Below are 22,655 nucleotides of genomic sequence, written 5' to 3'. Positions count from 1 at the left end.
ATCATGCCGGATGGCGGCTTTAGCCCCATCCGGCAACTCATACGTTACTTCTGTTGGACGCCTTCCACTGAGATGATCAGATCGACTTCCTGAGCCGCCGGGCCGAGATCGGTGGTGATGTTGAAGTCCTTCAGCTTAATTTTACCTTCTGCTTCAAAACCTGCGCGCGTGCCACCCCACGGATCGCCGCCCTGACCGATCAGCTTCGCATCCAGCGTAACCGGTTTAGTGACGCCGTTCAGGGTGAGATTACCGGTGATATCCAGGTCGTTCCCCTCTTTCTTCACGCTGGTAGAGCTAAAGGTCGCCTGCGGGAATTTGGCCACGTTAAGGAAATCTGCGCTGCGCAGGTGCTTGTCGCGTTCGGCGTGATTGGTGTCAACGCTGTTGGTGTTGATGGTGACGTTAACCTTATCGGCTGCGGGATTTTTCTCATCAAAGGTAAAAGTCCCGTCGAAATCTTTAAATGTGCCGTACAGCCAACTGTAACCCAGGTGCTGAATACGGAAATTAACAAAGGCATGCTGTCCTTCTTTGTCAATTTTGTAATCTGCCGCCACGGCTGACCCGGTGGTGAATAACAGAGAGGCGAGTGTAAGTCCCAGCAGGTTTTTTTTCATTTTAAGCTCCATAGTCAGATGACGATTTTCCCAACATGCGATTCAGGGTATCGTCGTTATCGATAAAGTGATGTTTCAGGGCCATCAGTCCGTGCAGAAGCGATAAAACCACCACGGTCCACGCAAGCCACAGGTGCACACTACCGGCGAGGTCGGCCTGAGCGCCCGCATTGGCAAGGGTGGCAGGAATGTCGAACCAACCAAATACGCTTATCGCTTTGCCATCAGCGGTCGAAATCAAATACCCGCTGATGACAATTGAAAAGAGCAATGTGTATAGCGCGAGGTGACCCAGTGCCGCCGCGATGCGGGTGAAACGGGAATAACTTGCCAGCGCAGGAGGAGGAGGGGAGATCAACCGCCAGACGACGCGGATAACCAGCCCCATCATGAGCATAACGCCGATGCTTTTATGCAGTTCAGGGGCCTGGTGATACCAGCCGTCGTAATAGCTGAGTGTGACCATCCACAATCCCAGCGCAAACATGCCATATACAGCAATCGCAATCAGCCAGTGTAAAGCGGCAGACACCACGCCATAGCGTTGTGAAGTATTATTGAATTGCATAAGTGCACCGTTAGATATTTCAGAAGTGAATGAAAATGGCGCGTAAAAGACATTAATGCAACTAATAAATAACAATAATGATGATATTTGTTTTTGATTCAATAAAATTGATTGAATTGTGAAGTAATCATCAAGGAATTAGTAGGGATGGATGACATTAAGGCGTGGTTTCTGGGGGGGTTAAGGTATTTTTCTTGTTCAGTTAATTGCAATGAAAATTAAGTTAATATCAGTTTATGTCAATTAGTGTCAGCGTTGCGGGTTCAGAAAAACATAATATATATCACATCCATAATTGCCAGCAGCGACCATAAAATAATGTAGAGCATAAGATGCTCGCGAATATTATTAACCAGATAGTGAAAGATGCGGCGCATCAACGTTATTCCTGTCATTAAAAATGGCCTCACCAACGAGGCCATTCATTTATTATCGCTTAAAACGACTTAGCCTGAAGGGCGTCAGGTCAAAGTCAGACGATTTGTCCTGGGCGAAGTCAGCCGCAATCTCTCCGAGGACGGAGGCAAACTTAAAGCCATGTCCGCTCAGCCCGGTGATGATCAGCGTGTTGTCATGCTCCGGTAGAGTATCAATAATAAAGTCTTCATCTGGTGAGTTATCATAGGTGCAGGACGCACCGTGCAGACAGCAACCCACGCCTGGCAGTATTGTGCGCAGGAATGGGAAGGCTTCAGAACCATCGCTGGCTACAGCGGCAAACGGCTTGCGCTCTTCTGCCGAATGAATTACCTGTCCGCCATTGTGCTTACCAATTTTTAGCTCGTCGTTTTCTGCCGGGAAACCGTAGAATTGATCGCCATTTGGTAGCTCTCCGGTGAAGGCAGGGAAGTTATTCTTAACGCTGTAACGCCCATCGGCTTGATACCAGGCGAACACTTTGCGTACCGGTTGTATCGGTAGTTCAGGGACTAATGCCTGTACCCAGGTTCCGGCGCTGATCACCGCTTTTTGCGCGTGATAGTCACCATCGGCGGTTTCTACCGTGACGCCATCATCACTATGACGAATTGCGCTGACCGGGCATTTAAATAGCTGCGCACAGCCTGCTTCTTCCGCCAGACGGATCCAGGTTTTAATCGCTAACTCACTACGTAAAAAACCAGACTCCGCTTCAAACAGACCGATATAGTTTTCAGGTACGCGAATCTCTGGCCAGCGCGCCATAATGGCTGCTGCATCCAGTTGTTCAACATTGAGTTGCCACTGTTTTGCGCTTTGCGCCGCGGTCGCTAAGAAGGTTGAATCTGCCGGACCAAGGTTGATGACACCAGAGCGCACAAAAATCGGCTCTTCATTTTGGGTGGATAATTCATCCCATAATGTTTGCGCACGCAGCACCAGCGGAACATATTTTTCACCTTCGCCATAGGCATGACGAATTAATCGAGTGTCGCCGTGGTGGCTGCCTTGCTGATGCGGTGGCATATGCGCATCGATCATCAGAACCTTCAGACCGGCGCGAGTGGCATAGTATCCGGCTGCGGCGCCCACGGAACCGCTGCCAATTATGATTAAGTCGTATTTCATCCGCTTCTCTCTGCAATCGCGATAGTAGCAGGGTAAATAAGTGACCCGGAATATTCAACCTGGAAATAAGAAAGGCACCGGAAAGGTGCCTTTTGATGGTTGGATGTATCAGATTTAATGTCGCTGATACTCATTTACCTGGTAATCGCCGGATTCAATTTTAGCGATTCCTGCTTCTAATATCGAAATAAATTGCCTGGCAACATCAGTGGTTAACCAGAGCGTTTGACCAACTTCAGTCCCATCCGGGTCTGGACGATTCGGGGTCTGGTAGTGCAAACGCAGCATCAGCGCATCGTAGCTATCAACAGTGCTGATGTCCCATCCTACTAACGGATGAGTCTGAATGACTTCATTATTCTTTTCCATCATGCCCCCTAATTCGTGTTACTAGACAACGGTTTTCGAGGTTCAATGCGTTTTTTCTGAAGCAACTTCAGTATATCAATAAATAAGGGTATTCATTGAAAATTTAAAGAGGTAAGCACATAAAATTTTCGTTTTCAGCGTTATCTGACTAACAAACCGACATGTTATTCATTTTTTTTAAGCATGTTGCACAATTATTTTGGTGTTGTGGTTAAAAGATAGCCAGGAATTTATTATTAAAATATCAGTTTGCCAGAAGGAATGAACTATTGATTAAAAGATGGTGTGTATAAAAAAGCCGGGGCGACCCGGCAAACAAACATCACTGCATATCATTATTTATTCATTGATGAACCAGTCATCCGCGCTTTCCCAGGTCTCCTGGAGGATCTCGCTGATGCGTTCTTTATCCTCTTTGGTGGCACCAATAACCGACAGATTGTTTGCGCCGGCATAACGGACGGTAACGTTACCTTCGTTATCCGGAAAATGGTGCTGAATACGGCGGGAGAGTTCACCTGCCAGCGCGTCAATTGCACCAGCAGGTAAAGGTGAAGTTTTGGCAATAGTGACTTCAATACGCATAGTAGCCCCCTGTGGAATATACTGTTTATTTATACAGTCATTCTCACCAGTTGGCTACACTTTTTTTAGCTTTTCACGGACCAGTGTACCGTTTCGCCACCCAGGAAAGGCACCAGCGTATCATCTTGCAGCGCAATGCTCTCCGGGACCTGGTGCTCCACGCGTTCCAGCTCAATAAAGGTTTCATTCACCGGCAAACCGTAGAACTGTGGGCCATTGAGTGAGCAGAAGGCTTCAAAATGGTCCAGTGCATTCATCTCTTCAAACACGGTGGCATAACTGCCCAGTGCGGTCGGCGCATTAAAGCAGCCCGCACAGCCACAGCTTGACTCTTTGCGATGACGCGCATGCGGCGCTGAGTCGGTACCGAGGAAGGCGCGGTTAAACCCGCTGGCGACCAACTCACGCAGCGCCTGTTGATGGACGTTACGTTTGAGGATCGGCAGGCAGTACAGATGAGGGCGAATCCCGCCGACCAGCATGTGGTTGCGGTTAAACATCAGGTGCTGCGGCGTAATGGTCGCCGCCAGAAGGTCGTTGCCGTCGCGCACGTATTCGGCAGCATCTTTAGTCGTGATATGTTCGAACACCACTTTCAGCGCAGTCAAGCGCTGACGCAGTGGTTCCATCACCGTTTCAATAAAGCGCGCCTCGCGATCGAAAATATCGATATCCGCATGCGTCACTTCGCCGTGCACCAGCAGAGGCATACCCAATTTTTCCATCCGTTCCAGCACTGGCATGATGGCATCAATAGAGGTTACGCCATGCGTCGAGTTGGTGGTGGCATTGGCCGGATAGAGTTTTGCGGCGGTGAACACGCCTTCGTTGAATCCACGTTCCAGCTCATTGGGATCCAGCGTATCCGTTAAGTAGCAGGTCATTAATGGCGTGAAGTCGTGTCCGGCAGGTACCGCGTTAAGAATTCGCTGGCGGTAAGCGATAGCCGCGTCCACCGTGGTGACGGGCGGAGCCAGGTTCGGCATGACAATGGCGCGGCCATAAACTTCGCTGGTATAGGGCACGACAGTTTTTAACATGTCGCCATCGCGAAAGTGAAGATGCCAGTCGTCTGGGCGGCGGATCTTTAAAACCTGGGATGGTGCAGTCATCAATATGCTCCGGCTGAGGATAGTCTTTTTTGCCGGAAACAAAGGATAAGCGGAAACGTTTTCGTTTGCACGAAAAAAAAAGGGCGCATCGGCGCCCTCTGTCATATTAGTCGGTGAACGGGATAATGATTTCTCCCGGTTTCACCTCAATGCCTTTCGCCAGTTTTTTCGCCAGCGCTTCCCCCTGGCTGCTGTCATCCCGCAGAATGTACGCTGGCTGCTGGTTGAAATAGTTGCGCAGCGACTGATTTAAATAAGGCATCAGCGTTTGCAGTACCGACTGCATTTTTTCCGGCGTGACGGTAGCGTCCACGACTTCCATTTCTTGCAGATAAATCGCGCCTTTTTCTTTATTGAAAACCGGTAAAGCTTTTAGCTTCAACTTCATGGTTGCTTTCTGACTGCCAAACAGGGAGTTCATGTCCAGATTGGCGTCTCCGGTCAGCGTCACTTTATTGGGTTCTTCACGGCCTATCTGGCTGGCGAGGTTGTTCAGTACGATATGTGCTTCAGCGACGCCAGGCAAACCGATATCTTTAGAAAAGTTATTATTCTTCGCCAGGGCCTGATTAATCTCTTGCTCGCTAACCGTGTATTGCGTGAGTTGATTACAACCAACCAACAGGCCGCTGACAATTAGTGCAGCGGCAAAAAAAAACTTTTTCATGGGGTTCCTCAACATGATGCTTGTGGTGTAATCGTGACACAAAGCATCATCGAGCACCAGCGCTGCGGGTAACAGCAGAAAAAACTGAAAAATGCGCGTACACCAGATTGGCTATCAGGCGTCAGGCTCCAGCATACCACGCGTTGGGCGTTTGAGACTGAATTGCCAGCCCAGCGCCAGGAAAGTGATGAAGCCGATAATACCGAGCATCATCCAGGGCAGCTCCGGTTGTGCCAGGGCTTTACCCATGTCAAACAGCCAGCCGCCGCCGATATAACCAATGGCGCCGCCGATGGCGAGTCCCAGTCGACTGAAACCCATATAGCTTCCCCGGGCACGTGCATTCGCCAGCGAGGCGCTCAGGGTCTCACGCGCCGGTTCGGCGATGATTGAGCCAATATAGAACGTGCAAATCAGGGTGAACAGCTGCTGCAAATTCCCGACCAGGCCGATGGGCATCATGCTGAAAGACATCACCAGCAGACCGGCCATCAGGCGATGCTCAAGGCGAAAGCGTTTTTCACTCCAGCGGGCAATCGGGTAGAGCAACGTTAAAGAGAGGCACGCCTCGATGGCATACATCCATTTCACAGCGGCCGGTGAGCCAGCGATGTCGTTTACCATTATTGGCAGCATCAGCATCACTTGTACCGCCAGCATGTAATAGCCCGCCAGCGTCAGCACATAAGTGACAAAGCGCTTGTCATGCATCACATGGCTCATTCCTTCGCGCACAGGAATTTTCACCGTCGACAGTTTCCATGCCGGAAGCAGCCAGGCGTTAAACGCCGCGCACAGAACGAACAAAATTGCGCCGGTGGCACACACCAGACGGAAATCGTATTGCAATAACCAACTGCCGAGCAACGCGCCAACCACGGCCCCGGCGCTATCCTGCATCATCAGAATAGAGAAAAAACGCCCGCGCTTTTCCGGACGGATCAGTTTGACCACCAGCGCCGAGCGGGGAGGGTCGAACAACGTGCCGCCCAGCCCGGAAAGAAAGCAGGAAAACCACAGCAGCCACGGTTCATGGGCAATGCCCATGGTGGCGAATCCGGCAGCGCGCATCAGCATGCCGGTGACGATCATCGGTTTTGCCCCGAAACGGTCAGCAATAGCACCGCCGAAGATACCTAAACCTTGCTGGATAAATTGACGTAATCCAAGCGCGATACCGACCATCACGGCGGCCCAGCCCATTTGATCGACGAAACGAATTGAGATCAGCGGGAAAACGACGAAGAAACCCAGCACGACCAGCATGTTATCGATAAGAAGGAAGTATTTACCCAGGTTCCTTGCCTGCGAGACTTGCGACATTTCCCCTCCAGGGAAAAACTCGTCACTCTGGATAGAGTTTAAAAGATAAGCACCTCCTATTCTGCGGTGTCGTCATCGCTTTTCCCACCCTTCGCGGGACAATATTTTTTTATCAAAAGTCCGTCTTGATAGAGAGTTTTCATCAAAATGTGTGAATAATTCAAAAAATGGCATTTTGCTCTTTTCACAGGGCGTATTTGCGCAGGTATAGTAATGCGAATAGCGTATTGAAGACGTTACGGGAAGGAGTAGGTATAGAATGTTTGGCTATCGCAGTAACGTGCCAAAAGTGCGCTTAACCACGGACCGCCTGGTCGTGCGTTTAGTGCATGAGCGTGATGCCTGGCGTCTGGCAGATTATTACGCAGAAAATCGTCATTTCTTAAAACCCTGGGAGCCTATTCGCGATGAAAGCCACTGTTATCCGTCAGGCTGGCAGGCGCGTCTGAGCATGATCTCTGAGTTTCATAAACAGGGCACCGCTTATTACTTTGCGCTGCTCGATCCGGAAGAAAAAGAGATTATTGGCGTCGCGAACTTCTCGAACGTCGTGCGGGGATCTTTCCACGCCTGTTATCTCGGTTACTCCATTGCGCAGAAGTGGCAGGGGCAGGGGCTGATGTATGAAGCCTTAACCTCGGCCATCCGCTATATGCAGCGCACGCAGCATATTCACCGCATTATGGCTAACTACATGCCACATAATAAACGCAGCGGTGACCTGCTGGCGCGACTGGGTTTTGAAAAAGAAGGGTATGCCAAAGACTACCTGCTGATTGACGGGCAGTGGCGCGATCACGTGCTGACGGCGTTGACCACATCAGAATGGACCCCCGGCCGCTAAGTTTCAGATGCAGCCATGATTAATGGAGAAGACGATGAAATACGAATTAACCGCCACTGAAGCACGGGTGATTGGCTGTTTATTAGAAAAACAAGTGACTACACCTGAACAGTATCCGCTCTCCGTTAACGGAGTCGTAACCGCCTGCAATCAAAAAACGAATCGTGAACCCGTGATGAACCTGTCGGAATCCGACGTGCAGGATCAGCTTGATAACCTGGTGAAACGGCATTTCCTGCGTACGGTGAGTGGCTTTGGTAATCGCGTCACGAAATATGAGCAGCGTTTCTGCAACTCTGAGTTTGGTAATCTTAAGCTCAGCGCGGGGGAAGTCGCGCTCATTACCACGCTGTTGCTGCGCGGCGCTCAAACACCAGGTGAGCTACGTAGCCGCGCTTCCCGGATGTACGAATTCAGCGACATGGCCGAAGTAGAGTCGACACTGGAGAAACTGGCAACCCGGGAAGATGGTCCTTATGTCGTTCGCCTGGCGCGTGAGCCGGGCAAACGTGAAAGCCGTTATATGCACCTGTTTTGCGGTGACGTTGATGAAGCGATGGCCACGGCAGATGAACTTCCGGCAGCTTCGGGTGATCTACAGGCGCGCGTTGACGCGCTGGAAACAGACGTCGCGGAGCTTAAGCAGCGGCTTGATTCCTTGCTGGCGCACCTGGGAGACTGATGTGAATAAATTACGTATCGGCGTTGTCGGGCTCGGCGGAATTGCGCAAAAGGCCTGGCTGCCCGTGCTGGGCGCTAGTGCAGACTGGACGCTGGAAGGGGCATTTTCACCTTCGCGGGAAAAAGCGCAGCGTATCTGTCATACCTGGCGGATACCCTACGTTGATTCACTGGTTAATCTGGCGCAAACCTGCGATGCGGTTTTCGTCCATTCCAGTACCGCAACGCATTATGCGGTGGTCAGCGAACTGCTGAATGCCGGGGTTCACGTGTGCGTGGATAAACCGCTGGCGGAAAACCTGCGCGAGGCTGAACAATTGGTGGAGCTGGCCGAGCGGAAAAAGCTGACGCTGATGGTGGGGTTTAACCGTCGATTTGCGCCGCTGTATCAGGATCTCAAATCCCAGTTGGGCAATGCGGCGTCCGTACGCATGGATAAGCACCGGACGGACAGCGTCGGGCCGCACGATCTGCGCTTCACTCTGCTGGACGACTATCTGCACGTTGTCGATACCGCATTGTGGCTGGCGGGAGAGAAAGTGCAGTTAAATAACGGTACGCTGTTAACCAATGAATCCGGCGCGATGCTCTATGCGGAGCACCATTTTTGTGCCGGGCAAATGCAGGTAACGACCAGTATGCACCGCCGCGCCGGTAGCCAGCGCGAGAGCGTGCAGGCGGTGACGGATGGTGGCCTGATTGACGTCACGGATATGCGGGAATGGCGGGAAGAGCGCGGGCAAGGAGTGGTGCACAAGCCGGTAGCAGGCTGGCAAACTACCCTGGAACAGCGTGGTTTTGCCGGATGCGCACGTCATTTCATTGAGTGCGTGCAAAATCAGACGGTTCCCCAGACGGCAGGTGAGCAGGCGCTCCTGGCCCAGCGCGTTGTCGAAAAGCTGTGGCGGGAGGCAATGGCTGAATAACCCCCTGTAACATCTGGCGGTAGTAATTCATTGTAATCCAGGTACTATATGCCAACTCAAAAATAACACCTCTTTTTAACCATAGGCTGGTTTGTCGGCCTGATAAGACGCTACGGCGTCGCCATCAGGCACAGCAAAAGTGCCGGATGGCGGCGATCATGCCTTATCCGACCTACGGGCAGGTTTGTCGGGGTTTTGCCTCAGAGTCTGGAATACAACATAGATGAATTTATTAAAGTCGCTGGCAGCCGTCAGCTCGATGACGATGTTTTCACGTGTGCTGGGTTTTGCGCGTGATGCGATTGTCGCCAGAATCTTTGGCGCAGGGATGGCGACTGATGCCTTTTTTGTGGCATTCAAACTTCCTAACCTGCTGCGCCGAATCTTTGCTGAGGGCGCTTTTTCGCAGGCGTTTGTGCCTATTCTTGCCGAATATAAAAGTAAGCAGGGTGAGGATGCGACCCGCGTCTTTGTCTCTTACGTTTCCGGGCTGTTGACCCTGGCGCTGGCCGTGGTGACGGTCGCCGGGATGCTGGCTGCCCCGTGGGTGATTTTAGTCACCGCGCCTGGGTTTGCCGACACCGCGGACAAATTTGCGCTGACCACTCAACTGCTACGGATCACCTTTCCGTATATTCTGCTGATCTCACTGGCTTCGCTGGTGGGTGCGATCCTGAATACCTGGAATCGCTTTTCCATTCCGGCGTTTGCGCCGACCTTTCTGAATATCAGCATGATCGGTTTCGCGCTGTTTGCTGCTCCTTATTTTCACCCTCCGGTGCTGGCGCTGGCGTGGGCCGTTACCGTTGGCGGCGTGCTACAGCTGATTTATCAGCTTCCGCACCTGAAGAAAATTGGCATGCTGGTGCTGCCGCGCGTGAACTTCCGTGATGCGGGGGCGATGCGCGTCGTCAAGCAAATGGGCCCGGCGATCCTTGGGGTATCTGTCAGCCAGATTTCACTGATCATCAATACGATTTTCGCTTCATTTCTGGCCTCTGGCTCAGTGTCATGGATGTATTATGCTGACCGTCTGATGGAGTTTCCGTCTGGCGTACTTGGCGTCGCGTTGGGGACTATCCTGCTGCCCTCGCTGTCCAAAAGTTTTTCCAGCGGTAATCATGATGAGTATTGCCGTCTGATGGACTGGGGCCTGCGTTTGTGTTTTCTGTTGGCATTACCGAGCGCCGTGGCGTTGGGGATTCTGGCCAAACCGCTGACGGTTTCTCTGTTCCAGTACGGTAAATTTACCGCCTTTGACGCAGCGATGACGCAGCGCGCGCTGGTGGCATACTCGGTAGGTTTGATTGGCTTGATCGTGGTGAAAGTGTTGGCCCCTGGTTTTTATTCGCGCCAGGATATTAAAACGCCAGTCAAGATTGCCATTGTCACGCTGATTATGACCCAGGTAATGAACCTGGCATTTATTGGGCCGCTGAAACATGCCGGGCTGTCGCTGTCGATTGGTCTGGCGGCGTGTCTGAACGCTTCACTGCTGTACTGGCAACTGCGTAAACAGAAAATTTTTACCCCACAACCGGGTTGGGCCTGGTTCCTGGCGCGACTGGTGATTTCTGTGCTGGTGATGTCGGCGGCGTTGGTTGGGATGCTCTACATCATGCCGGACTGGTCGCAGGGAACGATGTTATGGCGTCTGCTGCGTCTGATGGCCGTTGTGGTGGCAGGTATTGCTGCTTACTTCGCTGCGCTCGCGGTGCTGGGCTTTAAAGTGAAAGAGTTTGTGCGCCGGACGGCGTAACAGATTAATGCCGGATGGCGGCATGACGCCGTATCCGGCCTACAAACGCGTAGGCCTGATAAGCAAAACGTTATCAGGCTAGCATCAGATAGAGAATTTTTTCCCGCCGCGGTGCGCAGCAGAGGTTTGACCGTTTGCGCCATACAGCGCCGGTTCCTGGTGCGGTTTCAGCACTTGAATCGCTTGTTGATTGCGCTCGATCTGCCCTTCCAGCAGCCAACCGTTGTGCTGGTTGAGTTCGCGTAGGTCCTGTGTTTTCCGGGTAATGGTCTGCCAACGCTCGGCAATTTCATCATTGGCGCTGCGCGTGGCGTCATGCTCCAGACGGCGCTGCTGCTCCAGATAATCAAGGGTTGCCAGCAAAGAGCTTTTTTCTTCTGTAATACGCTGTAGCTGGCTGCCGTTAATATATCCTGCGGAAAGCTGCTGCTGTTCAGCATCCATTACCGTTTTCAGGTCATTGAGGACGGTCGTCATCTGGTCAAGTATTTCTGACAAACGAGTCATACTTTATTTACTCTGTAGGTAGCTCTGCGCCTCGCGGATCAGCGAGTCGGCAATTTTTCCGGTGTCCATTTTCAGCTCGCCATTACGGATTGCGGTTTTGAGTGCTTCCACGCGTTCCATATTGATGTCATTGGAGCCGGGCTGCATCAGTTTGGCCTGGGCGTCGCTCAGCATGACGCTGGTGCTGGTGGTGGCGGTGGTTTTTTCCTTCCGCGTTTTTTGTACCGGCGCATCGCTGGTTTCACGTGGCTGAACGGTACTTACTGGCTTCAATGGTGAGGTACGATCAATGCTCATTTTGTTTATCCTCATCGAGGGGTTACGCTATAGCGGCCCGCTGTAATCATTGGTTGTTTATCTATCGGCACACGCTAAAAAATCTTTAACCTATTATAGGTTAATAAGAATATTCCCATCAGAATCGACGACACCGCTCACCACCTGGCCTGAAATCATCCGTACTCGGGCATTCTGGGCGACGGCGGCATTGTTCAGCGCTTTACCTTCGGCATTCACCCGAAAGCCATCTCCGTTGGCGATAACCAGGACGCGCTGACCGGCCTTGATTCGCCATGCCTGGCGCAACATTGAAAGCTGTATCGGCTGACCTGGCACCAGATCGCGCAAGCTTACGGCATCCTGCACCTGATTCATATCCAGCACGGCGCGCGGAGGGAGTTGGTCCAGTCGACCTCGTTTTAGCGTTACGCTGGCCGAAGTCAGGGCGCTACCCCGAGCTACGGGCGCGGCGGCAACAACGTAGTTTCCTGTGGCCTGCACGCTCACCTGCAGATAACGTTTCTCGTTGGCGCAGCGCGCCAGCACGTTCACATTACCCCACAATTTTGCACTCCCGGACACGCTTAATGCTGGTTGTTCGCAGCTCGGCAATAAGTTTGGCGACGTTCGGATAGTAACGACGACCTCATCGCTAAATCCGGCCAGACGCTGGGAAAACCATGCCGTCAGCTGTGAATTCAGGTCTTGCGCCAGCGTCATAGGACTGAACAGCAGTGCTGCCACGACGACTCCACGTTTAAACGTTTGCATCAAAACCTCGCGCTTTTTCAGGTAGTGACAGGATTCTACCTGTGTGACGCAGTCATCAACGCAACAAATAGCGACGCATTTTGCGTTTATTCCGGCGATAACGCGCGCGTAATGGGATTTAAGCTGTCGGCTGAATTTTGTCATTTGCGGAGGAGATATGCTCGATAAGCTCGACGCCGCCTTACGTTTTCAACAGGAAGCGCTGAATTTGCGCGCCCAACGCCAGGAAGTATTGGCGGCCAACATAGCCAATGCCGACACGCCGGGGTATCAGGCGCGCGACCTGGATTTCGCCAGTGAATTAAAAAAAGTCATGGTGCGAGGACGGGAAGAAACCGGCGGTGTCTCGTTGACGCTGACCTCTGCACAACACATTCCGGCCCAGACCGTTTCCGCTCCTTCTACGGAACTGCTCTACCGCATTCCTGATCAGCCATCTCTCGATGGCAACACGGTAGATATGGACCGGGAGCGTACGCAATTTGCAGACAACAGCCTCAAGTATCAAATGGGGCTGACCGCGTTGGGTGGACAAATCAAAGGCATGATGAACGTGCTGCAAGGAGGGAACTAATTCGTGGCGCTGTTAAATATTTTTGATATCGCAGGCTCTGCGCTGACGGCTCAGTCTAAGCGCCTGAACGTGGCGGCCAGCAACATGGCGAATGCGGATAGTGTCACCGGACCTGACGGTCAGCCCTATCGCGCGAAGCAGGTTGTTTTTCAGGTAGATGCCGCGCCAGGTGCGGCAACCGGTGGCGTAAAAGTCGCTGACGTCATTGAAAGCCAGGCGCCGGATAAGCTGGTTTATGAACCCGGTAATCCGCTGGCCGATGCTAACGGTTACGTAAAAATGCCGAATGTGGACGTCGTCGGCGAAATGGTCAACACCATGTCAGCCTCGCGTAGCTACCAGGCAAACGTCGAAGTGCTCAATACGGTGAAAAGCTTGATGCTCAAAACGCTGACGCTAGGCCAGTAAAAGGAGGCGCACATGTCTATTGCTGTAAAAATGAATGACCCGAGCACGACGGGTGTGAATGACGCAACGGGGAAGAGTTCGCTGACGGGCAGCAACGCCGCGGACCTGCAAAGCAGCTTCCTTACGCTGCTGGTTGCACAGCTGAAAAACCAGGATCCAACCAACCCGCTGCAAAACAACGAACTGACCACCCAGTTGGCGCAAATCAGTACCGTGAGTGGAATTGAGAAACTGAACACCACGTTGGGATCGATCTCCGGGCAGATCGACAACAGTCAGTCGCTGCAGGCCAGTACGCTGATTGGCCACGGTGTCATGATCCCAGGTACCACCATCCTGACCGGTAAAGGTACGGAAGAGGGCGCAAAAACCACCACTACGCCGTTTGGCGTTGAACTGCAGCAACCGGCAGATAAGGTTACCGCAACCATTACCGATAAAGACGGCAAGGTGGTACGCACCATTGATATTGGTGGGTTGAAAGCGGGCGTTCATACCTTTACCTGGGACGGCACCATGACCGATGGCACGGATGCGCCAAGCGGTTCTTACAACGTGTCAATTGCTGCCAGTAATGGCGGAACACAACTGGTGGCTCAGCCGCTTCAGTTTGCGCTGGTGCAGGGCGTTATTCGCAGTAACGGCGGTAATACGCTGGATCTGGGCACCTATGGAACCACCACCCTCGACGAAGTACGGCAGATCATTTAAGCCTTCACACTTATCAGGAGTAAGTCATGGCCTTTTCACAAGCGGTCAGCGGTCTGAACGCTGCAGCGACCAACCTCGATGTCATTGGTAACAACATCGCCAACTCCGCCACCTACGGTTTTAAATCCGGTACGGCCTCTTTTGCCGATATGTTCGCCGGTTCTAAAGTGGGTCTGGGCGTTAAAGTTGCGGGCATTACCCAGGACTTTACCGACGGTACCACGACCAACACCGGTCGCGGGCTGGATGTCGCTATCAGCCAGAACGGTTTTTTCCGCATGGTAGACAGCAACGGTTCCGTTTTCTACAGCCGTAACGGTCAGTTCAAGCTCGATGAAAACCGCAATATCGTCAACATGCAGGGGCTCCAACTGACGGGCTATCCGGCTACCGGTACACCGCCAACGATACAGCAAGGTGCTAACCCGGCGCCGATCACTATCCCTAATACGCTGATGGCGGCTAAAACCACCACGACTGCGTCAATGCAGATCAACCTGAACTCCACTGACAAGGTGCCAACGAAGACCCCGTTTAATCCCAGCGATGCGGATTCCTACAACAAAAAAGGCACCGTTACCGTTTTCGATAGCCAGGGTAACGCCCATGACATGAATATTTTTTATGTCAAAAATGCGCAGAGCAACACCTGGGAAGTTCACACACAGGATGCTTCAACCGGAGCCGCTGCAAAATCAGCAGGGTTTATGCGCTTTAATGAAAATGGTGTGTTCTTAGGGATTAGCGCCACAGCCGCCGAGGCGGTACCAACGCCTCCTACCGTCTGGCCAAAGGAAATCAACATCACAACCGGGCAGATTAACGGTGCTGATGCGGCAAATTTCTCTCTGAGCTTCCTGAACTCCATGCAGCAAAACACTGGCGCCAACAACATCGTTGCCACGAATCAGAATGGCTACAAGCCGGGCGACCTGGTGAGCTACCAGATTAACAATGACGGTACTGTGGTCGGTAACTACTCCAACGAACAGCAACAGGTTCTGGGGCAGATCGTGCTGGCAAACTTTGCCAACAACGAAGGTCTGGCTTCTCAGGGTGACAACGTCTGGGCAGCTACTCAGTCTTCCGGCGTGGCGCTGCTGGGTACCGCAGGCGAGGGTAACTTCGGCAAGCTGACCAACGGCGCGCTGGAAGCATCAAACGTGGATTTGAGTAAAGAACTGGTGAATATGATCGTCGCCCAGCGTAACTATCAGTCGAACGCGCAGACCATCAAAACCCAGGACCAGATCCTCAACACGCTGGTCAACCTGCGCTAAGCGCCTGACGGGATGGCTTAATGGATCACGCAATTTATACCGCCATGGGCGCGGCCAGTCAGACGCTGAATCAACAAGCGGTGACGGCCAGCAACCTGGCAAACGCCTCAACGCCGGGTTTTCGTGCGCAACTCAATGCGCTGCGCGCGGTTCCCGTTGAAGGATTGTCTTTACCGACGCGTACGCTGGTGGTGGCCTCCACGCCGGGGGCCGATATGACACCGGGTCAGATGGACTATACCTCACGTCCGCTGGACGTGGCGCTGCAACAGGATGGCTGGTTGGCCGTGCAGACCGCGGACGGTAGCGAAGGATATACCCGAAATGGCGCCATTCAGGTAAGCCCTACGGGGGAGCTGACCATTCAGGGACACCCGGTGATTGGCGAAGCCGGACCAATAGCCGTACCGGAAGGTTCAGAAGTCACCATTGCGGCAGACGGCACGATCTCGGCGCTCAACCCTGGCGATCCGGCTAACACCGTTGCACCAGTTGGGCGACTGAAACTGGTGAAGGCCACGGGGAGTGAAGTGCAACGTGGCGATGACGGTATGTTCCGTCTGACTCAGGCCGCACAGGCTACCCGTGGCGCTACGTTACAGGCCGACCCCAGCATTCGCGTTATGTCGGGTGTGCTGGAAGGCAGTAACGTTAAGCCGGTAGCCGCGATGAGTGACATGATCGCCAACGCCCGTCGTTTCGAAATGCAAATGAAGATTATCAGTAGCGTGGATGATAACGCGGGTCGCGCCAACCAACTGCTGTCGATGAGTTAATACAGGACATTTTATGATCAGTTCATTGTGGATCGCCAAAACCGGCCTGGATGCGCAGCAAACCAACATGGATGTGATTGCCAACAACCTGGCAAACGTCAGTACCAACGGATTTAAGCGTCAACGTGCCGTGTTTGAAGATCTGTTGTACCAGACGATTCGCCAGCCTGGCGCACAGTCTTCTGAACAAACCACACTGCCGTCTGGTTTGCAGATTGGTACCGGTGTGCGCCCGGTCGCGACCGAGCGTTTACACAGCCAGGGGAATCTGTCGCAGACCAACAACAGTAAAGATGTGGCGATTAAAGGGCAGGGCTTTTTCCAGGTCATGCTGCCTGATGGCACGTCCGCCTACACCCGTGACGGTTCTTTCCAGGTGGATCAGAACGGCCAACTGGTGACTGCGGGTGGTTTTCAGGTTCAACCGGCTATCACCATCCCGGCTAACTCGCTCAGTATCACCATTGGACGCGACGGTATCGTCAGCGTAACCCAGCAGGGCCAGGCAGCACCGGTTCAGGTTGGGCAGCTTAACCTGACTACTTTTATGAACGATACCGGTCTGGAAAGCATTGGTGAGAATCTGTACACCGAAACGCAGTCATCCGGTGCGCCGAATGAGAGCACTCCGGGGCTGAACGGCGCGGGTCTGCTGTACCAGGGTTATGTTGAAACCTCTAACGTCAACGTGGCGGAAGAGCTGGTAAACATGATCCAGGTTCAGCGCGCTTACGAAATCAACAGTAAAGCGGTATCGACCACCGATCAGATGCTGCAAAAACTGACGCAACTCTAAAGTGTGGCCCGGTGGGGTGAAAGCCTCACCGGCACACTGATTTTGAAGATGACCGCAATGCGAAAATACGCGCTTCACCCATACCCAATTTTAGCCCTGTTGGTGGTTTCATTGACAGGATGCGCCTGGATCCCGGCCACGCCCCTCGTGCAGGGCGCAACGTCTGCCCAGCCTGTTCCTGGCCCGACGCCGGTGGCGAATGGATCAATCTTCCAGTCGGCCCAACCGATTAACTACGGTTATCAGCCGCTATTCGAAGACCGCCGTCCGCGCAATATTGGCGATACGTTGACCATCGTATTGCAGGAAAACGTCAGCGCGAGCAAAAGTTCTTCGGCTAATGCCAGCCGCGACGGCAAAACCAACTTTGGCTTTGATACCGTACCGCGTTATTTGCAAGGACTGTTTGGCAACGAGCGTGCTGACGTAGAAGCTTCAGGCGGTAACACCTTTAACGGTAAAGGCGGCGCGAACGCCAGCAATACCTTCAGCGGTACGCTGACCGTAACGGTCGATCAGGTACTGGTGAATGGCAACTTACATGTTGTGGGTGAAAAGCAGATCGCCATTAATCAGGGCACTGAATTCATTCGCTTCTCCGGGGTCGTTAACCCGCGCACCATCAGTGGCAGCAACTCCGTACCGTCAACTCAGGTTGCGGACGCACGTATTGAGTATGTCGGCAACGGCTACATCAATGAAGCGCAGAATATGGGCTGGTTGCAGCGTTTCTTCCTTAACTTGTCGCCGATGTAAGCGAGGTAGCCAGTGTTTAAATCTTTAGTTGGAATGGTACTGGTGCTGATAACCACCTTTGCGCATGCCGACCGTATTCGTGACCTGACCAGCGTTCAGGGCGTGCGGGAAAACTCGTTGATCGGTTATGGGCTGGTGGTCGGTTTGGATGGCACGGGTGACCAGACTACGCAGACGCCGTTTACTACGCAAACGCTCAACAACATGCTTTCGCAGTTGGGAATTACCGTGCCAACCGGCACCAATATGCAACTGAAAAACGTGGCGGCGGTGATGGTGACCGCGCAATTCCCTGCTTTTGGTCGTCAGGGGCAAACCATTGACGTGGTGGTCTCTTCCATGGGGAACGCCAAAAGCCTGCGCGGCGGTACGCTGCTGATGACCCCGCTGAAAGGGGTCGATAGCCAGGTATATGCGCTGGCGCAGGGGAATATTCTGGTAGGCGGTGCAGGCGCTGCTGCGGGTGGCAGCAGCGTGCAGGTAAACCAGCTCAATGGCGGACGTATTACCAACGGCGCGACCATCGAACGTGAATTACCCAGCCAGTTCGGTGGCGGTAACACCATTAATCTGCAGCTCAATAATGAAGATTTCACTATGGCGCAGCAGATAACCGACACCATTAACCGTTCGCGCGGCTTTGGTAGCGCCACTGCGCTGGACGCCCGGACGATTCAGGTACGCGTGCCAAGCGGCAACAGTTCGCAAGTGCGTTTCCTGGCTGACATCCAGAATATGGAGGTGAACGTCACGCCGCAGGATGCGAAAGTGATTATCAACTCGCGCACTGGATCCGTCGTTATGAACCGTGAAGTCACGCTGGATAGCTGTGCCGTCGCGCAAGGCAACTTGTCGATAACAGTAAACCGCCAGGCGAACGTCAGCCAGCCGGATACACCGTTTGGCGGTGGACAGACCGTGGTGACGCCTCAAACCCAGATCGATCTGCGCCAGAGCGGCGGTTCGCTGCAAAGCGTGCGTTCCAGCGCCAACCTGAACAACGTTGTGCGTGCGCTTAATGCGCTAGGGGCAACGCCGATGGATCTGATGTCCATTCTGCAATCGATGCAGAGCGCGGGATGCTTACGCGCCAAACTGGAAATCATCTAATGATTGGTGACAGCAAACTGCTGACCAGTGCCGCCTGGGATGCGCAATCACTGAACGAACTGAAAGCGAAAGCGGGTCAGGACCCGGCGGCGAATATCCACCCGGTTGCCCGTCAGGTTGAAGGGATGTTCGTACAAATGATGCTGAAAAGCATGCGTGAAGCGCTGCCGAAAGATGGCGTTTTTAGCAGTGATTCGACACGTTTGTATACCAGCATGTATGACCAACAAATTGCGCAGCAGATGACCGCAGGTAAAGGTCTGGGACTGGCTGAAATGATGGTTAAGCAGATGACCGAAGGCCAGGCGCAACCCGCAGACGATACGCCGCAGGTGCCAATGAAGTTCTCTCTGGAAACGGTGACCAGCTATCAAAACCAGGCGCTGACGCAACTGGTCCGTAAAGCCATTCCCCGCGCGACGGAAAGCAATGATGAGCCGCTGTCAGGTGACAGCAAAGACTTCCTCGCCCAGCTATCGCTGCCGGCTAAGCTGGCAAGTCAGCAAAGCGGGGTTCCGCATCATCTGATTCTGGCGCAGGCGGCGCTGGAGTCCGGATGGGGCCAGCGACAAATCCGCCGTGAGAACGGTGAACCGAGCTTTAACATTTTTGGCGTGAAGGCTTCGGGAAGCTGGAAAGGCCCAACCACCGAAATCACCACCACCGAATATGAAAACGGCGAGGCGAAAAAGGTGAAAGCCCGATTCCGCGTCTATAGCTCTTATCTTGAGGCACTGTCGGATTATGTCGGTCTGATATCGCGTAACCCGCGCTATGCGGCGGTAACCGCCGCTGCTACCGCCGAGCAGGGGGCACAGGCTTTGCAGAATGCCGGTTACGCGACTGACCCTAACTATGCGCGTAAATTAACCAGCATGATCCAGCAGTTGAAATCGATGAGCGAAAAAGTGAGCAAAACCTACAGTACGAATATCGATAATCTCTTTTAAATAGCTCAAGTCTACCAACCTGCTGCCGATAATAACGAGTATTGAAGGATTACAAGGAACCTCCATGTCCAGCTTGATTAATAACGCGATGAGTGGACTCGCCGCAGCGCAGGCCGCGTTGAATTCTGCCAGTAATAACATCTCCAGCTATAACGTTGCCGGATACACCCGTCAAACGACAATTATGGCACAAGCGAACAGCACGCTGGGTGCGGGGGGCTGGGTTGGCAATGGCGTCTATGTTTCTGGCGTACAGCGCGAGTATGACTCCTTTATCACGAATCAGTTACGTGCCGCGCAGAACCAAAGCAGCGGCCTGACAACGCGCTATGAACAAATGTCGAAAATCGACAATCTGCTCTCCAGCAAAACCAGTTCCATTTCGACCTCAATGCAGGACTTTTTTACCAGCCTGCAAACGCTTGTCAGTAACGCGGAAGACCCGGCGGCGCGCCAGGCGCTGATCGGTAAAGCTGATGGTTTAGTCAACCAGTTCAGAACAACCGACCAGTATCTGCGCGATCAAGACAAGCAGGTTAATACTGCGATCAAGGCCAGCGTTGACCAGATCAACAACTATTCAAAACAGATTGCCAGCCTCAACGATCAGATTTCCCGTCTGACCGGCGTCGGCGCGGGCGCATCGCCTAACGATTTACTCGACCAGCGCGACCAACTGGTCAGTGAACTGAACCAGATTGTCGGTGTTGAAGTCAGCGTTCAGGACGGCGGGACTTACAACATAACCATGGCGAACGGCTATTCACTGGTGCAGGGCAGCAATGCACGCCAGCTGGCGGCTGTGCCCTCCAGTGACGATCCCAATCGAACCACAGTGGCCTACGTCGACGGGGTTGCCGGCGAGGTTGAAATTCCCGAAAAACTGTTGAATACCGGTTCACTGGGCGGGCTGTTGACCTTCCGTTCTCAAGAGCTTGACCAGACGCGTAACACGCTGGGCCAACTGGCGTTGGCGTTTGCCGATGCGTTTAACACTCAGCATAAAGAAGGTTTTGATGCGAACGGCGATCAGGGTAAGGATTTCTTTGCTATCGGTAGCCCGGCAGTATTCAACAACGCTAAAAATACAGGAACAGGATCGTTAAGCGCGAAGATTACCGACAGCTCTGCTGTACAGGCGACCGATTATAAAATCGTTTATGACGGGACGGACTGGCAGGTTACTCGCCTGGCGGATAATACCAGCTTCAAAGCTACCGTTACCGGTGGGAAGATGTCCTTTGACGGGATGGAAATCACCGTTAACACTGGCGCAAAAGCAAATGACAGCTTCACAGTGAAACCTGTCAGTAACGCCGTTGTTGATATGAAAGTCATGGTGACCGATGAGTCGAAAATCGCCATGGCCCAGGTCTCAAAAAATGATCCGGACCCGGATATTGATAAGGGAAAAAGCGATAACCGTAACGGTCAGAAACTGCTGGATCTGCAGACCAAAGCTACCGTGGGTAATAAGACCTTCAACGATGCCTATGCCACGCTGGTAAGCGATGTCGGGAACAAAACCGCGACGCTGAAAACCAGCGCCATTACCCAGAACAACGTGGTAACGCAGCTTTATAAGCAGCAGCAGTCTATTTCCGGCGTCAACCTCGACGAAGAATACGGTAACTTACAGCGCTACCAACAGTATTACCTGGCTAACGCGCAAGTGCTGCAAACTGCAAATGCGCTGTTTGATGCACTGATTAATATTCGCTAAGGGAGAGGGACACAATGCGTATCAGCACCCAGATGATGTACCAGCAGAATATGCGTGGCATCACTAACTCTCAGGCTGAATGGATGAAGTTCGGCGAGCAGATGTCAACGGGCAAACGTGTGATCAACCCATCTGACGATCCGATCGCCGCCTCGCAGGCCGTGGTGCTTTCTCAAGCACAGGCGCAGAACAGCCAATATACGCTGGCACGTTCATTTGCGACGCAAAAAGTGTCGCTGGAAGAGAACGTACTGAGTCAGGTAACGACGGCAATTCAGACCGCGCAGGAAAAAATTGTCTATGCCGCGAACGGCACGTTAAGCGATGACGACCGTGCATCGCTGGCCACCGACCTGCAGGGGATCCGCGATCAACTGATGAACCTGGCGAACAGCACCGACGGTAATGGACGCTATATTTTTGGCGGATATAAAACAGAATCTGCACCGTTTGCTCAGGCAGATGGCGCTTACAGTGGCGGTACAACAAATGTGACCCAGCAGGTCGATGCCTCCCGTACCATGGTGATTGGTCATACTGGCGATAAAGTATTTGTTAATCTGACCAGTAATGCCGTACCGGAACCAGGCGGCGGTACTCAGGAAAAGAACCTGTTCAAAATGCTGGATACCGCTATTGATGCGCTCAAAACCCCGATTGAGGGCAATGACGCGGCAAAAGCTACCGCCTCTGCAGCCATTGATAAAACCAGTCGTGGCCTGAAAAATTCATTGAATAACGTGCTTTCTGTTCGTGCAGAATTAGGGACTCAACTCAGCGAGTTAAGTTCACTGGATTCACTGGGCGCCGATCGCGCATTGGGCCAGACTCAGCAGATGAGCAATCTGGTGGATGTTGACTGGAACGCAGCGATTTCGTCCTACGTGATGCAGCAGGCCGCACTGCAGGCATCGTACAAAACATTTACCGATATGCAGGGAATGTCGCTATTTCAACTGAACCGGTAACACCTTTTTGAACATATCATGAAACTGGATATGTTTGTCTGCCC

The 22,655-nt window shown here is 52.8% G+C and carries 27 protein-coding genes; 15 read left to right on the top strand and 12 right to left on the bottom strand.

Translation table 11 applies throughout. The features are described 5' to 3' along the window. Positions 1-44: 44 nt before the first annotated feature. The 9 genes from ABIE10_RS05860 to mdtH all read right to left on the bottom strand — a co-directional run bounded on the left by ABIE10_RS05860 (position 45) and on the right by mdtH (position 6,792). The gene (locus ABIE10_RS05860) at positions 45-620 is read right to left on the bottom strand and encodes a YceI family protein (protein ID WP_047501078.1); all 576 of its coding nucleotides are present in this window, start codon (positions 618-620) and stop codon (positions 45-47) included. 1 nt (position 621) lies between these two features. Next, entirely contained in the window at positions 622-1,188 is a 567-nt protein-coding gene (locus tag ABIE10_RS05855; RefSeq protein ID WP_047501075.1) for a cytochrome b, read from the bottom strand. A gap of 263 nt (positions 1,189-1,451) precedes the next feature. Further along, the gene (locus ABIE10_RS05850) at positions 1,452-1,565 is read right to left on the bottom strand and encodes a YceO family protein (protein WP_003036148.1); all 114 of its coding nucleotides are present in this window, start codon (positions 1,563-1,565) and stop codon (positions 1,452-1,454) included. A gap of 52 nt (positions 1,566-1,617) precedes the next feature. Then, complete coding sequence (gene solA, locus ABIE10_RS05845; RefSeq protein ID WP_047501073.1) at positions 1,618-2,736, bottom strand: N-methyl-L-tryptophan oxidase; 1,119 nt, start codon at positions 2,734-2,736, stop codon at positions 1,618-1,620. Positions 2,737-2,850: 114 nt separating this feature from the next. Then, positions 2,851-3,105 (bottom strand): biofilm formation regulator BssS, encoded by a 255-nt coding sequence (bssS, locus tag ABIE10_RS05840; protein WP_003036154.1) that lies wholly within the window; start codon positions 3,103-3,105, stop codon positions 2,851-2,853. 339 nt (positions 3,106-3,444) lie between these two features. Beyond that, positions 3,445-3,690, bottom strand: a complete 246-nt coding sequence (gene dinI, locus ABIE10_RS05835) for a DNA damage-inducible protein I (protein ID WP_003036157.1) — start codon at positions 3,688-3,690, stop codon at positions 3,445-3,447. Between the two features lie 65 nt (positions 3,691-3,755). Continuing rightward, positions 3,756-4,802 (bottom strand): dihydroorotase, encoded by a 1,047-nt coding sequence (gene pyrC / locus ABIE10_RS05830; protein ID WP_429155020.1) that lies wholly within the window; start codon positions 4,800-4,802, stop codon positions 3,756-3,758. Between the two features lie 106 nt (positions 4,803-4,908). Next, positions 4,909-5,469 (bottom strand): lipoprotein, encoded by a 561-nt coding sequence (locus ABIE10_RS05825; RefSeq protein ID WP_016152618.1) that lies wholly within the window; start codon positions 5,467-5,469, stop codon positions 4,909-4,911. Between the two features lie 114 nt (positions 5,470-5,583). Further along, positions 5,584-6,792: a multidrug efflux MFS transporter MdtH gene (gene mdtH, locus ABIE10_RS05820; protein ID WP_049040972.1), complete on the bottom strand. Its 1,209-nt coding sequence runs from the start codon at positions 6,790-6,792 to the stop codon at positions 5,584-5,586. Between the two features lie 259 nt (positions 6,793-7,051). On the opposite strand from mdtH, the gene rimJ reads away from it, so the two are divergent. From rimJ to murJ, 4 genes are all read left to right on the top strand, one after another. Further along, the gene (rimJ, locus tag ABIE10_RS05815; RefSeq protein ID WP_006685101.1) at positions 7,052-7,636 is read left to right on the top strand and encodes a ribosomal protein S5-alanine N-acetyltransferase; all 585 of its coding nucleotides are present in this window, start codon (positions 7,052-7,054) and stop codon (positions 7,634-7,636) included. A gap of 34 nt (positions 7,637-7,670) precedes the next feature. Then, complete coding sequence (locus ABIE10_RS05810) at positions 7,671-8,318, top strand: YceH family protein (RefSeq protein ID WP_181545791.1); 648 nt, start codon at positions 7,671-7,673, stop codon at positions 8,316-8,318. A 1-nt stretch (position 8,319) separates the two neighbouring features. Then, positions 8,320-9,243 (top strand): Gfo/Idh/MocA family protein, encoded by a 924-nt coding sequence (locus ABIE10_RS05805; RefSeq protein ID WP_429155017.1) that lies wholly within the window; start codon positions 8,320-8,322, stop codon positions 9,241-9,243. Positions 9,244-9,466: 223 nt separating this feature from the next. Continuing rightward, positions 9,467-11,002 carry a murein biosynthesis integral membrane protein MurJ gene (murJ, locus tag ABIE10_RS05800; RefSeq protein ID WP_016152622.1) on the top strand — a complete coding sequence of 512 codons (1,536 nt, stop codon included), beginning with the start codon at positions 9,467-9,469 and terminating at the stop codon, positions 11,000-11,002. A gap of 84 nt (positions 11,003-11,086) precedes the next feature. Here the strand turns inward: murJ and flgN are convergent, their stop codons facing one another. The 3 genes from flgN to flgA all read right to left on the bottom strand — a co-directional run bounded on the left by flgN (position 11,087) and on the right by flgA (position 12,559). Then, complete coding sequence (gene flgN, locus ABIE10_RS05795) at positions 11,087-11,509, bottom strand: flagella biosynthesis chaperone FlgN (RefSeq protein WP_016152623.1); 423 nt, start codon at positions 11,507-11,509, stop codon at positions 11,087-11,089. A 3-nt stretch (positions 11,510-11,512) separates the two neighbouring features. Further along, entirely contained in the window at positions 11,513-11,806 is a 294-nt protein-coding gene (gene flgM, locus ABIE10_RS05790; protein WP_049269896.1) for a flagellar biosynthesis anti-sigma factor FlgM, read from the bottom strand. Positions 11,807-11,899: 93 nt separating this feature from the next. Next, positions 11,900-12,559, bottom strand: a complete 660-nt coding sequence (gene flgA, locus ABIE10_RS05785; RefSeq protein ID WP_047359507.1) for a flagellar basal body P-ring formation chaperone FlgA — start codon at positions 12,557-12,559, stop codon at positions 11,900-11,902. Between the two features lie 157 nt (positions 12,560-12,716). Between flgA and flgB the strand changes: the two genes are divergently transcribed. The 11 genes from flgB to flgL all read left to right on the top strand — a co-directional run bounded on the left by flgB (position 12,717) and on the right by flgL (position 22,611). Next, positions 12,717-13,133 carry a flagellar basal body rod protein FlgB gene (gene flgB, locus ABIE10_RS05780; RefSeq protein WP_016152626.1) on the top strand — a complete coding sequence of 139 codons (417 nt, stop codon included), beginning with the start codon at positions 12,717-12,719 and terminating at the stop codon, positions 13,131-13,133. Positions 13,134-13,136: 3 nt separating this feature from the next. Next, positions 13,137-13,541, top strand: coding sequence for a flagellar basal body rod protein FlgC (gene flgC, locus ABIE10_RS05775; RefSeq protein WP_006685091.1), 405 nt, complete (start codon positions 13,137-13,139; stop codon positions 13,539-13,541). A 12-nt stretch (positions 13,542-13,553) separates the two neighbouring features. Continuing rightward, the gene (gene flgD, locus ABIE10_RS05770) at positions 13,554-14,252 is read left to right on the top strand and encodes a flagellar hook assembly protein FlgD (RefSeq protein WP_016152627.1); all 699 of its coding nucleotides are present in this window, start codon (positions 13,554-13,556) and stop codon (positions 14,250-14,252) included. 26 nt (positions 14,253-14,278) lie between these two features. Further along, positions 14,279-15,532, top strand: coding sequence for a flagellar hook protein FlgE (flgE, locus tag ABIE10_RS05765; protein ID WP_016152628.1), 1,254 nt, complete (start codon positions 14,279-14,281; stop codon positions 15,530-15,532). 20 nt (positions 15,533-15,552) lie between these two features. Continuing rightward, positions 15,553-16,308 (top strand): flagellar basal body rod protein FlgF, encoded by a 756-nt coding sequence (locus ABIE10_RS05760; protein WP_016156188.1) that lies wholly within the window; start codon positions 15,553-15,555, stop codon positions 16,306-16,308. Positions 16,309-16,321: 13 nt separating this feature from the next. Further along, positions 16,322-17,104: a flagellar basal-body rod protein FlgG gene (gene flgG / locus ABIE10_RS05755; RefSeq protein WP_003036202.1), complete on the top strand. Its 783-nt coding sequence runs from the start codon at positions 16,322-16,324 to the stop codon at positions 17,102-17,104. Between the two features lie 57 nt (positions 17,105-17,161). Then, positions 17,162-17,860, top strand: a complete 699-nt coding sequence (flgH, locus tag ABIE10_RS05750) for a flagellar basal body L-ring protein FlgH (RefSeq protein WP_016152630.1) — start codon at positions 17,162-17,164, stop codon at positions 17,858-17,860. A 33-nt stretch (positions 17,861-17,893) separates the two neighbouring features. After that, positions 17,894-18,970, top strand: a complete 1,077-nt coding sequence (locus ABIE10_RS05745) for a flagellar basal body P-ring protein FlgI (protein WP_019076467.1) — start codon at positions 17,894-17,896, stop codon at positions 18,968-18,970. Continuing rightward, on the top strand, positions 18,970-19,920 hold the full coding sequence (flgJ, locus tag ABIE10_RS05740) for a flagellar assembly peptidoglycan hydrolase FlgJ (protein WP_429155011.1): 951 nt from the start codon (positions 18,970-18,972) through the stop codon (positions 19,918-19,920). Before ABIE10_RS05745 ends, flgJ begins: the two co-directional genes overlap by 1 nt. Positions 19,921-19,984: 64 nt before the next feature. Next, positions 19,985-21,643 carry a flagellar hook-associated protein FlgK gene (gene flgK / locus ABIE10_RS05735; RefSeq protein ID WP_016152633.1) on the top strand — a complete coding sequence of 553 codons (1,659 nt, stop codon included), beginning with the start codon at positions 19,985-19,987 and terminating at the stop codon, positions 21,641-21,643. Positions 21,644-21,657: 14 nt separating this feature from the next. Next, positions 21,658-22,611, top strand: coding sequence for a flagellar hook-associated protein FlgL (flgL, locus tag ABIE10_RS05730; RefSeq protein ID WP_016152634.1), 954 nt, complete (start codon positions 21,658-21,660; stop codon positions 22,609-22,611). Positions 22,612-22,655 lie beyond the last annotated feature (44 nt).

The sequence above is a fragment of the Citrobacter sp. 506 genome (genome assembly GCF_050434985.1).
Taxonomy (GTDB): domain Bacteria; phylum Pseudomonadota; class Gammaproteobacteria; order Enterobacterales; family Enterobacteriaceae; genus Citrobacter; species Citrobacter braakii.
The sequence above is the reverse complement of the archived record's forward strand: the minus strand, read 5'-3'. Positions and strand labels throughout refer to the sequence as shown.